The 12,913-nt window shown below is 53.0% G+C and carries 15 protein-coding genes; 6 read left to right on the forward strand and 9 right to left on the reverse strand.

Annotated features, from left to right (window positions below; translation table 11 throughout):
* Window positions 1-83: 83 nt before the first annotated feature.
* The 5 genes from dacA to Q3H59_RS14675 all read left to right on the forward strand — a co-directional run bounded on the left by dacA (window position 84) and on the right by Q3H59_RS14675 (window position 4,693).
* Window positions 84-1,295, forward strand: coding sequence for a D-alanyl-D-alanine carboxypeptidase DacA (gene dacA / locus Q3H59_RS14655; protein WP_101763253.1), 1,212 nt, complete (start codon window positions 84-86; stop codon window positions 1,293-1,295).
* A gap of 96 nt (window positions 1,296-1,391) precedes the next feature.
* The gene (gene ybeD / locus Q3H59_RS14660; protein ID WP_008103691.1) at window positions 1,392-1,655 is read left to right on the forward strand and encodes a DUF493 family protein YbeD; all 264 of its coding nucleotides are present in this window, start codon (window positions 1,392-1,394) and stop codon (window positions 1,653-1,655) included.
* A 69-nt stretch (window positions 1,656-1,724) separates the two neighbouring features.
* Window positions 1,725-2,375, forward strand: a complete 651-nt coding sequence (lipB, locus tag Q3H59_RS14665; RefSeq protein ID WP_309835535.1) for a lipoyl(octanoyl) transferase LipB — start codon at window positions 1,725-1,727, stop codon at window positions 2,373-2,375.
* Between the two features lie 176 nt (window positions 2,376-2,551).
* The gene (gene lipA, locus Q3H59_RS14670; RefSeq protein ID WP_101763255.1) at window positions 2,552-3,517 is read left to right on the forward strand and encodes a lipoyl synthase; all 966 of its coding nucleotides are present in this window, start codon (window positions 2,552-2,554) and stop codon (window positions 3,515-3,517) included.
* A gap of 147 nt (window positions 3,518-3,664) precedes the next feature.
* The gene (locus Q3H59_RS14675) at window positions 3,665-4,693 is read left to right on the forward strand and encodes a hypothetical protein (protein ID WP_309835538.1); all 1,029 of its coding nucleotides are present in this window, start codon (window positions 3,665-3,667) and stop codon (window positions 4,691-4,693) included.
* Window positions 4,694-4,781: 88 nt separating this feature from the next.
* On the opposite strand, the gene tatE is transcribed toward Q3H59_RS14675, so the two are convergent.
* The 6 genes from tatE to Q3H59_RS14705 all read right to left on the reverse strand — a co-directional run bounded on the left by tatE (window position 4,782) and on the right by Q3H59_RS14705 (window position 9,470).
* Window positions 4,782-4,985: a twin-arginine translocase subunit TatE gene (tatE, locus tag Q3H59_RS14680; RefSeq protein WP_064740541.1), complete on the reverse strand. Its 204-nt coding sequence runs from the start codon at window positions 4,983-4,985 to the stop codon at window positions 4,782-4,784.
* Between the two features lie 98 nt (window positions 4,986-5,083).
* Window positions 5,084-5,854 carry an amino acid ABC transporter ATP-binding protein gene (locus Q3H59_RS14685; protein WP_101763257.1) on the reverse strand — a complete coding sequence of 257 codons (771 nt, stop codon included), beginning with the start codon at window positions 5,852-5,854 and terminating at the stop codon, window positions 5,084-5,086.
* Entirely contained in the window at window positions 5,851-6,810 is a 960-nt protein-coding gene (locus tag Q3H59_RS14690) for an amino acid ABC transporter permease (protein WP_309835541.1), read from the reverse strand. The genes Q3H59_RS14685 and Q3H59_RS14690 overlap by 4 nt, the downstream gene beginning before the upstream one ends.
* A complete protein-coding gene (locus Q3H59_RS14695; RefSeq protein ID WP_110865710.1) occupies window positions 6,807-7,694 on the reverse strand; it encodes an ABC transporter substrate-binding protein in 888 nt (295 codons plus the stop codon). The genes Q3H59_RS14690 and Q3H59_RS14695 overlap by 4 nt, the downstream gene beginning before the upstream one ends.
* Before the next feature lie 19 nt (window positions 7,695-7,713).
* Window positions 7,714-8,508, reverse strand: a complete 795-nt coding sequence (locus tag Q3H59_RS14700; RefSeq protein WP_008103707.1) for a deaminated glutathione amidase — start codon at window positions 8,506-8,508, stop codon at window positions 7,714-7,716.
* A 2-nt stretch (window positions 8,509-8,510) separates the two neighbouring features.
* The gene (locus Q3H59_RS14705; RefSeq protein ID WP_101763261.1) at window positions 8,511-9,470 is read right to left on the reverse strand and encodes an ABC transporter substrate-binding protein; all 960 of its coding nucleotides are present in this window, start codon (window positions 9,468-9,470) and stop codon (window positions 8,511-8,513) included.
* Window positions 9,471-9,607: 137 nt separating this feature from the next.
* Here Q3H59_RS14705 and Q3H59_RS14710 point away from each other — a divergent pair, with 137 nt between their 5' ends.
* Window positions 9,608-10,963: an aminotransferase class I/II-fold pyridoxal phosphate-dependent enzyme gene (locus Q3H59_RS14710; protein ID WP_309835545.1), complete on the forward strand. Its 1,356-nt coding sequence runs from the start codon at window positions 9,608-9,610 to the stop codon at window positions 10,961-10,963.
* Here the strand turns inward: Q3H59_RS14710 and Q3H59_RS14715 are convergent.
* The 3 genes from Q3H59_RS14715 to pagP all read right to left on the reverse strand — a co-directional run bounded on the left by Q3H59_RS14715 (window position 10,947) and on the right by pagP (window position 12,661).
* Window positions 10,947-11,372: a GNAT family N-acetyltransferase gene (locus Q3H59_RS14715; RefSeq protein WP_309835548.1), complete on the reverse strand. Its 426-nt coding sequence runs from the start codon at window positions 11,370-11,372 to the stop codon at window positions 10,947-10,949. The two genes, Q3H59_RS14710 and Q3H59_RS14715, sit on opposite strands and share 17 nt — an antisense overlap.
* 356 nt (window positions 11,373-11,728) lie before the next feature.
* Window positions 11,729-11,938: a transcription antiterminator/RNA stability regulator CspE gene (gene cspE, locus Q3H59_RS14720; protein ID WP_007890714.1), complete on the reverse strand. Its 210-nt coding sequence runs from the start codon at window positions 11,936-11,938 to the stop codon at window positions 11,729-11,731.
* A 150-nt stretch (window positions 11,939-12,088) separates the two neighbouring features.
* Entirely contained in the window at window positions 12,089-12,661 is a 573-nt protein-coding gene (gene pagP, locus Q3H59_RS14725) for a lipid IV(A) palmitoyltransferase PagP (RefSeq protein ID WP_101763264.1), read from the reverse strand.
* Window positions 12,662-12,913 lie beyond the last annotated feature (252 nt).

Consider the following 12,913-nt stretch of genomic DNA (forward strand, 5'->3'; position numbering starts at 1 on the left):
AAAGCAAGATGTCGCCCGATCGGACGTTTGCTATAGTTAGGCACTTTTTTCACTCTAAACCCACGGATGTTGTAGTCCTGAACATGAATACGCTGAAACCTTCTCGTTTTCTGAAACGCCTGACAGTGGGATCACTGGTCGCCCTTTCTCTCAGCCATGCCGCATTTGCGGACGATGTTAATCTTAAGACTATGATTCCGGGTGTACCGGACATTGATGCTGAAGCTTATGTGCTGATCGACTATAACTCCGGCAAAGTGCTGGCCGAAAAGAACGCGGATGCACGCCGCGATCCGGCAAGCCTGACCAAAATGATGACCAGCTACGTGATTGGTCAGGCGGTCAAAGCGGGAAAAATCCATAACGATGACATCGTGACCGTGGGTAAAGATGCCTGGGCAACCGGTAATCCGGTATTCAAAGGTTCATCACTGATGTTCCTCAAGCCTGGCGATCGTGTGCCGGTTTCTCAGCTGACGCGCGGTATCGTGCTGCAATCAGGTAACGACGCTTGTGTAGCGATGGCGGATTACGTTGCTGGCAGCCAGGACGCATTCGTCAACCTGATGAACAACTACGTTGGCGCGCTGGGTCTGAAAAACACCCACTTCCAGACCGTGCACGGTTTGGATGCCGAAGGCCAATACAGCTCGCCGCGCGATATGGCGTTGATCGGCCAGGCGCTGATCCGTGACGTACCCGATGAGTACGCGGTTTACCGTGAAAAAGATTTCACCTTTAATAACATCAAGCAGACCAACCGTAACGGTTTGCTGTGGGATACCAGCCTGAACGTCGATGGCATTAAAACCGGCCACACAGACGCAGCGGGTTACAACCTGGTCGCCTCGGCAACAGAAGGCCAGATGCGTTTGATCTCCGCGGTGATGGGCGGTCGTACCTTTAAAGGCCGTGAAACCGAGAGCAAGAAGTTGCTGACGTGGGGCTTCCGCTTCTTTGAAACCGTCGCACCGCTGAAAGCGGGCAAAGAGTTTGCCTCTGAGCCTGTGTGGTTCGGTGACAGCGATCGTGTCCAGCTGGGCGTGGAGAAAGATGCCTATCTGACCATTCCGCGTGGCCGCATGAAAGATCTCAAAGCCAGCTATGTGCTGAACAACACTGAACTGCATGCGCCGCTGCAGAAAAATCAGGTAGTGGGCAGCATCAACTTCCAGCTCGACGGCAAAACTGTGGAACAGCGTCCGCTGGTGGTGCTGAATGAAGTGAAAGAAGGTGGTTTCTTCGGCCGCATCATCGATTACATCAAACTGATGTTCCACCACTGGTTCGGCTAAGGCGCGCTTGAAAAAACGCCAATTTGCCCCCAATTAAGTTACTATCTTTGCTCCCGCCTCGGCGGGAGCCTGTTTTTTAAGCACCGGAGTCAATGTATGAAAACCAAATTGAATGAACTGCTCGAATTCCCTACGCCTTTCACTTACAAAGTGATGGGTTTGGCGCAACCGGAGCTGGTTGATCAAGTGGTTGAAGTGGTGCAGCGCCACGCGCCAGGCGATTACAAACCGGACGTTAAGCCAAGCAGCAAAGGCAACTATCACTCTGTTTCCATTACCATCATCGCCACCCACATTGAGCAGGTTGAAACCCTGTATGAAGAGCTGGGCAACATCGAAATCGTGCGCATGGTGCTGTAATTCTGGCGCTGGCAAAGTCCGCTTTGCCAGCGTTATACTCTGCCTTCCACTCTTTACCGGATCTCTGCTTTGTCAGCTAATACGCTTCTTGTTCGTCAACTCGGCCAGCGCGATTGGCAACCCATCTCCGATGCCATGCATCACTTTACCGATCAACGCGACAGCAGCACTGCCGATGAAATCTGGCTGGTGGAACATCATCCGGTGTTTACCCAGGGCCAGGCAGGGAAAGCTGAACATCTGCTGATGCCGGGCGATATTCCGGTGGTACAAAGCGATCGCGGCGGCCAGGTAACCTATCACGGCCCCGGCCAACAGGTAATGTATGTGCTGATTGACGTGAAACGTCGCAAGATGGGCGTGCGCGAGTTAGTGACGGCGTTAGAAGAAACGGTGATCGCCACGCTGGCCGACTATGACATCAGCGCGCGGGCGCGACCGGATGCGCCGGGCGTGTACGTTGGCGATGACAAGATTTGTTCGCTGGGACTGCGTATTCGTAAAGGCTGCTCGTTTCACGGCCTGGCACTGAATGTGGCGATGGATTTAACGCCGTTCCTGCGCATCAATCCGTGCGGATATGCCGGGATGCAAATGACGCAGCTTAGCCAGCTGCAGCCGGGCGTCACGCCGGCAGATGTGCAGCCGCGTCTGGTGCAGCATTTCGCCCGTTTAACCGGATTTACCCAACTGGAATGGCAAAGTGATGCCGCGGTCTGACCTTGACTGTACGTGCCTATTTACAAAATTGTAACTTTTGCACCGGCGAATCGGCTGCTTATGAGCAGACGAGATGATATAATTTTTGCCATATTTTCAAAAAAAGTTGAAAGCCTGGTTCTCAGTTTGAGTGAGGAAGCTTTCAAATCGCAATCCCGACCGGAACCTGCAGATTTATGAGTAAACCAATTCAGATGGAACGTGGCGTCAAGTATCGCGATGCCGACAAAATGGCGCTGATCCCGGTGAAAACCGTGATGGTTGAGCGTGAAGAAATTCTGCGTAAGCCGGAATGGATGAAGATCAAACTGCCTGCGGACTCCAGCCGCATTCAGGGCATCAAGGCCGCGATGCGTAAAAACGGTCTGCACTCGGTGTGTGAAGAAGCCTCCTGCCCTAACCTCGCAGAGTGTTTCAACCACGGTACCGCGACCTTTATGATCCTTGGCGCGATCTGTACCCGTCGCTGCCCATTCTGCGACGTGGCGCACGGCCGTCCGAATATGCCTGATGCTAACGAACCGCTGAAACTGGCACAAACCATTGCCGATATGGCGCTGCGTTATGTGGTCATCACTTCTGTGGACCGTGATGACCTGCGCGACGGCGGTGCCCAGCACTTTGCTGACTGCATCAGCGCGATTCGCGAAAAAAGCCCAACCATCAAAATTGAAACATTGGTGCCGGACTTCCGTGGTCGTATGGATCGCGCGCTGGAAATCCTCACCGCGACGCCACCGGATGTGTTTAACCACAATCTGGAAAACGTGCCGCGCGTGTACCGTCAGGTCCGTCCTGGCGCCAACTACGATTGGTCACTGAAATTGCTGGAGCGTTTCAAAGAAGCGCATCCGGATATCCCGACTAAATCGGGTTTGATGGTCGGCCTTGGCGAAACCAATGCTGAAATCATTGAAGTGATGCGCGATCTGCGTCGCCACGGCGTCACCATGCTGACGCTGGGACAGTATTTGCAGCCGAGCCGTCACCACTTGCCGGTGCAGCGCTACGTTAGCCCGGCCGAGTTTGACGAAATGAAAGAAGAAGCAATGGCAATGGGCTTCACCCATGCCGCCTGCGGCCCGTTTGTGCGCTCTTCTTATCATGCTGATATGCAGGCCAAAGGTCTGGAAGTTAAGTAATATGCTTCGCGATTGCGCTCTTACCAGGGCGCAATCGCAAATATCTCCTTAAAAGTCTTAATCCCTGTCTCAAATCTGTCGCTTTAATCGCTGAGGCCATAAGAGCCTATTTCTCTTTTCTCAGTGCTTATTTTTGAAGGTCAGATAATGCAAACATCCTCTCACTTAAAGGGGCTCGATTTTCTCCGGGAACCCGATTTGTCAGGTCAAATACCCGATGTGCGGCTTAACAGTGCATCCGGAGAGAGTTTGGATGCGCTTAAAGCGCGCACCACGCCCATAGATAACACCAATCCCTATACTTCATCTCACGCCTCCTGTGCCAATGCATTTATCGCTACCGCTATCAGTATTGAGCATCGATACGATGAAATTCATTTAGAGTTGCCACTAAAGGGTCATGAAACTGTCGCTGTAATGCCCGAAGAGGTGCGACACATCATGCCTTATGCTGAAGACATCGCTTTTCAAACTTCCCAGGAGAATGTACTCCCTGTGATTAATGAAGAGCCTGAACCTGAATGGAATTTTGATTTGCTGGAAGCGAAATTCAATGCTCCTCAGCCACAACTGTGGCAACCGGCTATCGGCATGCACCACGAGATTGTGGAAATTACCACGCTACCTGAACGCGAGAGTGCCAAACCTCAACTTTCAGTACAGGTAAAGTCAAAGGTCATCACTGAAGATGAGGTCATCATTGATGATCTGAATGAGGATGAAGGGTCTTTCAGCGGTAATGCGCCAGTTGGTACGACGTTATACTTTTATCTTGATGATGTGTGGGTCGGCAGCTCTGAAATTGATAGCCAAGGCCGTTGGCAGTTTGAACTGCCCACCGATATTTCTGTCGCTCAACATGTTTTTAGTGCAGTCCCCATTAATCCGCAAGGCGTAATGGGTGGCAAAATTGATTATCCGTTTTTGACTAAGCCTAAAATAGGCGAAATCATTATGCCAATTGATGAGAGTGAATCAGATAAAATTGAAATAGCACTCATTGATGTTATTACAGCCGAGGAAGAAGAAACAATATCGTTGATACCCTTAATTTTAACTGATGATATGTTGCAGGGCTGGCATACACAGGATGGGTTGAGCGACTTTGATGGCTTATATGGCTCAACAATATTTGATGTGGATGAGCAGGAAATCATTTACGCCAATTGGCACTAAGACGCAAAAAACAAAAACCAGGCTGGCGACAGTCTGGTTTTTTATCAACGTAATAAATATTTACACTTATTGACGTTAGGCGCAGAGATTACTCTTTGTGGCTGACACGTTCAGCAGGCACTTCTTCAGCGCTGCTTTTGGATGCGCCGGATTCATCATCTTTCATGGCTTTTTTGAAGCCTTTGATTGCGGAACCCAGATCGCCACCCAGTGAACGTAACTTATTGGTGCCAAAAAGCAGTACGATGAGCGCACCGATGATCAGCAGTTTGGCAATACTGATACCTTCCATAATTTACCTTTCAACCAATGTGAAAAACGGACCTGACTATTAACGCGCAGTTTATAAACGGCCTCAACTGCAATCTGTAACAGAGTGAGACCGCCTGCTCAGATAAAGCGGCTGAGAAATGCCTGCGTGCGCGGATGTTGCGGGTTACCAATCACCTGCTCCGGACTACCCTGCTCCACTACCACGCCGCCATCCATAAACACCACGCGATCGGCCGCCTCACGCGCGAAACCAATTTCATGGGTCACGACAATCATGGTTAGCCCTTGATCGGCTAAGGTGCGCATGGTGGCCAGCACTTCGCCAACTAATTCCGGATCGAGTGCCGAAGTGGGTTCATCGAACAGCATCAGCGCCGGTTTAATCGCCAGCGCACGCGCAATCGCCACGCGCTGCTGCTGGCCACCGGATAGATGACGCGGCCAGGCGTCGGCTTTGTCACTCAATCCCACGGTCGCCAGCAGTTCACGCGCATGCTTGAGTGCATCCTGCCGTGTAAACTTGTGCACACCTATCGGCGCTTCAATGATGTTTTGCAGCACCGTCATGTGCGGATAGAGGTTGAACTGCTGAAACACCATGCCGATTTTCTGGCGCTGATGAGCAATTTTACGCGCCGACAGACGATGCAAAATACCGCGCTTCAGTTCATAACCGATCTGATCGTCACCGACCACAATCGAACCGGCATTCATGTCTTCCAGATGGTTAATACAGCGTAAAAAGGTGGATTTACCCGAACCTGATGGCCCGAGAATCACCACCACTTCACCGGGAAACACATCGAGATCGATGCCTTTCAGCACTTCATTATCGCCATAACTCTTCTGCACATTACGCGCACGCACCAGTGGCTGAACTTCACTCATACATCCTCCTTCAGACGGTGCGCGACGGCAGGCGCGGCTTCGTTAGCAGAAACGCGACGTTTATTCACCACCGTGCGGGTGGTGCCACGGGCGTAGTAACGCTCGATGGCGGACTGGCCAACGTTAAGAATCGAGGTGATAAGCAGATACCAGATCACTGCGACCATCAGCATCGGGATAATTTCAAAGGTGCGGTTATAAACGGCCTGCACCGAGTACAACAGATCGCCCATAGCGATCACACTTACCAGCGAGGTCGCTTTGATCATGCTGATCAACTGGTTGCCGGTAGGCGGAATAATTGAACGCATCGCCTGTGGAATGATCACGCGGCGCAGCGCACGACTGCGGCTCATGCCAAACGCCTGGGTGGTTTCGACCTGACCGTTATCCACTGACAGCAGGCCGGCGCGAATGATCTCGGCCATATAAGCCGCTTCATTGAGCGCCAGTCCGGCAATGGCTGCGGTCAGTGGCGTGATCAGATCGTTGGTGTTCCAGCTGGCAAAAGTGATATCCGTCCACGGAAGAGTGATTGCGATGGTGGGAAACAGCGTCGACAGGTTGTACCAAAAGATCAGCTGTACCAGCAGCGGCGTACCCCGGAAAAACCAGATGTAGAGCGACGATAAGCCGCTCAGCAATTTGTTTTCCGAGAGACGCCAGACGCCCAACAGCAGCCCGAGCAGCGTGCCGAGAATCATCGACACCACCGTCAAGCCGAGCGTGACCTGCAGGCCTTTCATCACCGAACCTTCGGTGAACCACTGCAGCACCACGTTCCACTCGAAATTGGGGTTGGTCGCCACCAGCCAGAGGAAGTTCGCGGCAATAACCAGCACCAAAATCCATGAGATCCAGCGCCCATAAGTGGGCGCACTGCGGGCAAAAGCCACATCGCGCTGCTGCACGTCGGCCTTATCCCTGGCTCGCGAATTGTTGGTGACCGGACTCATTTTGCAGCCCCTTGCGCCAGGTTACGTCCCGGTTGCTGCAACACGTTGCCGTCTAATTTCCACTTCTTCATGATGGCCGCGTAAGTGCCGTTATTGAACAGCTCTTTGTACGCATCCAGCACCACGTTGCCGAGTTCAGAACCCTTGGGTACCACGGTGCCCTGGAAAATGTCGCCAAAGCCGTTTTTCTTGCCTTTGCCCGACAGCTCCAGCTGGCCATTGGCCTGTTCGATGAAGTAAGTCAGCGGCGCCTGCGAGGAGAAGAAAGCATCGGAACGTTTTGAACGCACGGCTAAAATCGACGATGGCTGGTCGGTGAAGGATTGCACCACCACCGCCGGTTTACCCGCCGCGACACAGGCATCGGACTGCTTGCGAATCACCTGCTCCGCAGAACCGGCCGCCATTACCGCAATGCGTTTACCGCAGGTATCTTCCAGACCGTTAATCTTCGAGGGATTGCCTTTCTGCACGCCAAACACCACGAACTCCTGCACGAAGTCGATAAAATCAACCTTCTGCTGACGATCCGGATAATCGCCAATCGGGCCAATCGCCATCTGGTAGCGGCCGGAATTAATGCCGGTGAGCACGCCCGATAAACCGCTGACGGTGGCATGTTCAATCTTCACGCCCAGCAATTGTGCCAGCGCTTCGGTGAGATCGGCGGAAGCGCCGTCCATTGAGTGCGGACCGTTAACGATCTCATACGGAGGAAAAGATCCGTTGTTCACCGAGATCATTTTACCGCTGCTTTTGATCTCTGCTGGCAGACGATCGTGCAGCGCCTGATCCACTTTTTGCGCAGGAATCACGTCGGCGGCCTGAGCGAAACAGGCCGTGAGGCCCAATGACAGCGCGATGGCGGTAGCAAGAATTTTCATCAGTCAGATTCCCCAGCGATCAAAGTGGTTTAAGTTCGGGACGCGCAAAACAGCGATTTTCCAGCACCGGCAGTACGCTGCGAGCGTAGGCGATGCGCTGTGGATCGAGATCGGCAAACACCAGCGCGGCCGATTCCGGCGCTTTGGCAATCGCCACGCCCAACGGATCGATTACCAGACTGTTGCCGATATTGCGTGGCCCACATTCGCCCACCGCCACCATGTAGCAGGTGTTTTCCAGCGCACGCGCGGTGGTCAGCAACTCCCAGTGCATCTCTTTCAGCGGGCCTTTCACCCACGCTGCCGGCAGCACCAGCACATCCGCGCCGTCAAGCACTAAGCGACGCGCCAGCTCTGGAAAGCGCACGTCGTAGCAGGTCATCAACCCGACTTTCATGCCCGCCACGTCAACCAGCGGCGGAATTTCGCGCCCCGGATTCACGCGCTGCGACTCCTGCATGGCGAAGGCATCGTAAAGGTGCAGTTTCACGTACTCGGCGATGATTTCGCCGTTGCGAATGGCGATCAGTACATTGAGCGCCTTCTGCCCTTCTGTCGGCACGTGCACGCTCATCATGGTGGTCAGATTGTTGCCTTTGCTAACCGCCAGCAGCTGCGTGACGAAAGGACCATCAAGTGGCTGCGCCGCTTTCAATACCAGATCAGGATCGGCGATATCACGCGCCAGCACGCCTTCCGGCAGCACCAGCAGATCAGCACCGCCCGCCAATGCCTGGTTCATCAATCCGATGCAGATATCGGTGTTTTCCTGCCATTCGCGGCTAACGGCGAATTGTCCCATTGCTACTTTCATGGTTATTCTCCTTGCGCCGCAGCCGGGAAAATCGCTTCCGGCGTCAGCAATGTTTGGGTTAGGCCTTGCTGGAACAGCTCATTCGCAAAGTCGGCAATCATCTTTTTGTTAACGGAAAATCCGTTCTGATTCCAGTTGGCCGGTAATTCCTGCGCGGTGCGCCGCAAATCGTCCAGCAGCCACGGCGTAGTGTCGGCGTATTTCTCGCGCTTCTTCATCCACATCTGGTACGAACGATCGATGATGTCGCTCAGCGCCTGAGGCAGCCACGGATGCGCCTCCGCTAAGGCGGGCTTCAGAGCCAGTAAGTGAATGCCAGGCACATAACCGACGCGATTAAAGTAGTCGCGCTCGGCAGCAGCAAAATCCACCTGCAGCTGGCGCAAACCCGAATCGGCAAGGAAAAAACCTTCCGGCATAAAAGGGGTAAAGACAGCATCCAGCTCACCGGCTTTCAGCAACGCGATCAGTGGACGCTCACCTGGCGCCGGTTCAATACGCCCCGGACGACCAAAACCGGCCAGACGATCAACAATCGGGTGATCCTCAGTCAAACGCCCGGCAAACCAGTACGCATCATCAATCTCCACTCCCGCTTCACGCAGCACGGTGCGCGTCCAGGTGTTGCCCGAATCCTGCCAGCCGGTGACGCCGATTTTTTTACCTTTCAGCTGCGCTGGCGAGGTAATCGGGCTGTCGCTGCGCGTAATGATGCAGCGCTGACGGAAACCGCGCATCAGAAAGTGTGGCAGGCCCAACAGTGAAGTGTCACCTTTTGCCCGAGCCTGAGCAAAGCGGCTAAACGACACCTCACCGGCATCGTATTTATCGCTGGTGGCGAGGTTATCCACCAGCGTGCCAACGCGATCGATCTCCAGCGTGAAACCTTCCGGCTTGATATCGCCAAGTGCCAGCGGTGTGAAGTAATCCCAGTCACGTACCGCCAGTCTGATGGTTACCATAGTTTTGCCTTCCCCGTCTGTTCTGCCAGCCCTGCGGCTGTGATTATTTATGCAGCAAATAGTGCTTGAATTTGAGTCTAAATCGCGAATACTAATCTGAACAATCTATTATTTGTTACTGAACAAAGGATTTTCTTATGACGCAAAGTGTGGATTTGGAGTGGCTCAGCCAGCAGATCACGGATGCTTCGGTGAAAGGCATCACGCATGCGGCATCCACGCTAATTCGCGATGGGCAGATTGCGGTGGGCATGCAGATGCCGGCAGTACGGGAATTGGCTGAGCGATTAGGCGTGAGCCCGGCAACCGTTTCGGCTGCCTGGGCGCAACTGAAGAAGCAGAAAGTGCTGGCGGGTAAAGGTCGCAGCGGCGTGTGGGTGAGCGGTAACAGCGTGATGCCGCGTCCGATTCGCTTCGAGAAGATCGGCAATTACGGCGAGAATGTTCAGGCGTCACTGGCGATGGCCTCACCGGATCCAACGTTATTGCCGGATCTGCGTCGGGCGATGCTGGCGGGCATTGCATCGCCGCAACTGAATAGTTATCAGCGTGAGGCGATTTCACCGCAATTGCTGGATGCCGTAGCGCCACGTTGGCCCTATCCCGCCGAAGCCTGGTTGGCAACCGATGGCGGCTTCGATGCCATGAACCTGATCGTGCAGACGTTGCTGTCACCGGGCGACCGTGTGGTAATCGAAGATCCTACCGCCACGCGATTACTGGATATTTTAGACAACATCGGTGCTGAAATTCTGCCGCTGCCCTGCGATGAGCAAGGTCCCATTCCCTCGACGCTGACCACGCTGATGCAGAAATCTCCGGCGATGTTTATTTATCAACCGCGCACCCATTCCGCTACCGGAAACAGCGTGAGCCAGCGTCGCAGTGCAGAGTTGGCGCGCGTGCTGGCAAACAGCAGCACCGTCATTGTCGAGGATGACGGCATTGGCGATCTGTCGCGCTACCCGGTGTTTAGCCTCGGCTTCCACTATCCCGAACGCGTGCTGCATGTGCACTCGTTTTCTAAAGCTTATGGGCCGGATTTGCGGCTGGCGGTGTTATCAGGAAACGCCGAAATGGTGAAGCGCCTGCAAGCGTGGCGCAACTTTGGCGTGAGCTGGACCAGCCGTATTTTGCAGGATGCCGTGGCGTGGATGCTCAATGATGAAGAGACTCAGCAGCGTATTCAGCAGGCCAAAGCCACCTATGCGCAGCGTCGCCAGCAGTTACTGGCCGCGCTGGCGAAACGCGGTCTGGTGCTGGAAGAGCGCGATGGATTGAGCGTTTGGATTCCGGTGGAATCGGAGCAGTACGCGATGATCACGCTAGCCGCGCGCGGTATCGCCGTGCTGCCCGGGGAACGCTGTAGCATTAGCAGCCGGCAGTTCATTCGCGTCAGCGCCGCGCTGCTGCCTGTTGCACAACTCGACAGCATCGCCGATGCCATCGTAATAGCCAGCGGACGCGAGCTCAATCTTAACCCAGAGCTTTAATGTGATAGCGCGGTGATTCCACATAGCCTTCACGCGCATAGAACTGGTTGGCTTTGAGGCGCGATGAATGGCAGTGCACTTCCATACGGTCGCAACCGCGTGACCGCGCCAGCTGTTCGGCGTGGTTCAATAACTGCTGCCCGCTGCCTTTGCTGCGCTCGCCTTCGGCAATACAGAAGTAGCTGATTCGGGCAAAATCGCCGGCCAATGCCAGCTGCGGAATAAAGTGCAACGAGAGGAAGCCCAGCACCTGATTGCCGTGTTCCGCGACCAACAACATTTCATCGGGATGATGAATAAGCTGAGTCAAACGCGTATCGATAAATCCTTCCGTCGCGCTATAACCTAATTCGGTTAGCAACGCGCTCAATGCAAAACTGTCTTTTGCCTGTGCCTGACGTATGTTCATCCTGCCTCCTCATTTTCCCTGAGCAGTTATATAGCGTTGCCGGACAAAAATCTGCAAGTAAGCATTGTTGTGGCTATGTTACGGAAGTTATCTGTGAGATGTGCCGCAGAATCTGCCTTGTCACGAGAATGTCATAACGGCTTAAGGCTGGCTTAATCTGGCATTGGCATGCTGAGGGAAATCTCTTTCTGAGGCAGGCGAAATGAAAAACCTTATTCCACGCACTTTCGATGAGTTAATGGCGCTGAGCATCAGCATGCTTGCCTTAGCGAGCTGGATGATTATTTGGTGGCGAGCCTAAAAATGAATAAAAAAAACCCGCCATAAGGCGGGTTTTCAGAATTCGAACTGTTAAATTACAGTGCGATAACGTTAGCAGCTGATGGGCCTTTAGCGCCGTCAGTGATTTCGAACTCAACGCGTTGACCTTCAGCCAGAGTTTTGAAACCGTTGCTGTTGATTGCAGAGAAGTGTACGAATACATCTTTGCTGCCATCTTCTGGAGTAATGAAACCGAAGCCTTTCGACTCATTAAACCACTTTACGTTACCTTTGATCTTAGACATCTATATTACCTTTACATGAAAAAAGGACACTAAACTGTGTCGACGTCTAGTACAGCAATTGCGGTGACATTTGTCCAGTGCGATTTGATGAAAAAGTGATAAATATTGATTTTTTGCATGCTGATCACACTTTATGCGTGCCGCCAGCGCTTAAAACTCAAATCTCAGCCAAGCAAAGTAAACGTTGCCGTTATTGTAAGTGCCGGGAATATAAGTCATTTGGAAAGTGGCAGGACCATATCCAATTGATGCCAAAGGCAATATCAGCGGAACCGGGATGTAGCGCCAGTTATCCCGCGCCGTTACACCCGCCGTGTATCCGGCGCCCAAATGAAAGTTCTGATCGCTAAGCGGTCGCCAGGTCGCTTCCCAACCGTAACCGCCAATCGGCTCCCATTTGTTGAAGGAGTCCTTGAACGCCATCAGGTACAAACCGTGCCAGTTACCTTTCTCATCCCAGCGCGAAACGCCCGCACCTGCGCCCCACGGGCGCTCGTTGTATTTATCGATGTGTTCATCGTCGTAAGTCCAACGGTTGTGCCAGGTAATCGCCGGCAGATAAAAATCATAATTCTGCGGTTGCGACCAGGTTTGCGACACGTTATCGCTAAAGGTGTTCCAGCCTGATTTGATGGCTTGTGAAGTTGTTACCGCTGATGCCGAAAATGAGACCGATGAGGTCAAAATGCAGCCTAACAAAACTGCAGAAAAGTGCCGATTCACAACGTAATTTCCTGTTAATTCGTGCTGAAAAAATGCACTACCCTGAGGTAAATTTTTCAGATTCTTGTACGACGCATTCCTAAGTAATCGCCAAAAGGATATTAAAAAACAGGCTTAATATCTCCAGGCTAATTCTCGGTTGACGGCGAATTTTACCTCATGCGGAACGTGAAATTGAAACGCCGGATAAACGGAAAGGTATTACTGAGGGATGTACACAAAGTGCAATCATGTTGTGAGGATGACGGCAAG

This window comes from Pantoea sp. SORGH_AS_0659 (assembly GCF_031453915.1).
GTDB lineage: Bacteria > Pseudomonadota > Gammaproteobacteria > Enterobacterales > Enterobacteriaceae > Pantoea > Pantoea leporis.

Bases quoted from the DNA above. Each gene is read 5' to 3' on its own strand.
- dacA (WP_101763253.1), top strand. From the start codon at position 84: ATGAATACGCTGAAACCTTCTCGTTTTCTGAAACGCCTGACAGTGGGA.
- ybeD (WP_008103691.1), top strand. From the start codon at position 1,392: ATGAAAACCAAATTGAATGAACTGCTCGAATTCCCTACGCCTTTCACT.
- lipA (WP_101763255.1), top strand. From the start codon at position 2,552: ATGAGTAAACCAATTCAGATGGAACGTGGCGTCAAGTATCGCGATGCC.
- Q3H59_RS14675 (WP_309835538.1), top strand. From the start codon at position 3,665: ATGCAAACATCCTCTCACTTAAAGGGGCTCGATTTTCTCCGGGAACCC.
- tatE (WP_064740541.1), bottom strand. From the start codon at position 4,985: ATGGAAGGTATCAGTATTGCCAAACTGCTGATCATCGGTGCGCTCATC.
- Q3H59_RS14685 (WP_101763257.1), bottom strand. From the start codon at position 5,854: ATGAGTGAAGTTCAGCCACTGGTGCGTGCGCGTAATGTGCAGAAGAGT.
- Q3H59_RS14690 (WP_309835541.1), bottom strand. From the start codon at position 6,810: ATGAGTCCGGTCACCAACAATTCGCGAGCCAGGGATAAGGCCGACGTG.
- Q3H59_RS14695 (WP_110865710.1), bottom strand. From the start codon at position 7,694: ATGAAAATTCTTGCTACCGCCATCGCGCTGTCATTGGGCCTCACGGCC.
- Q3H59_RS14700 (WP_008103707.1), bottom strand. From the start codon at position 8,508: ATGAAAGTAGCAATGGGACAATTCGCCGTTAGCCGCGAATGGCAGGAA.
- Q3H59_RS14705 (WP_101763261.1), bottom strand. From the start codon at position 9,470: ATGGTAACCATCAGACTGGCGGTACGTGACTGGGATTACTTCACACCG.
- Q3H59_RS14710 (WP_309835545.1), top strand. From the start codon at position 9,608: ATGACGCAAAGTGTGGATTTGGAGTGGCTCAGCCAGCAGATCACGGAT.
- Q3H59_RS14715 (WP_309835548.1), bottom strand. From the start codon at position 11,372: ATGAACATACGTCAGGCACAGGCAAAAGACAGTTTTGCATTGAGCGCG.
- cspE (WP_007890714.1), bottom strand. From the start codon at position 11,938: ATGTCTAAGATCAAAGGTAACGTAAAGTGGTTTAATGAGTCGAAAGGC.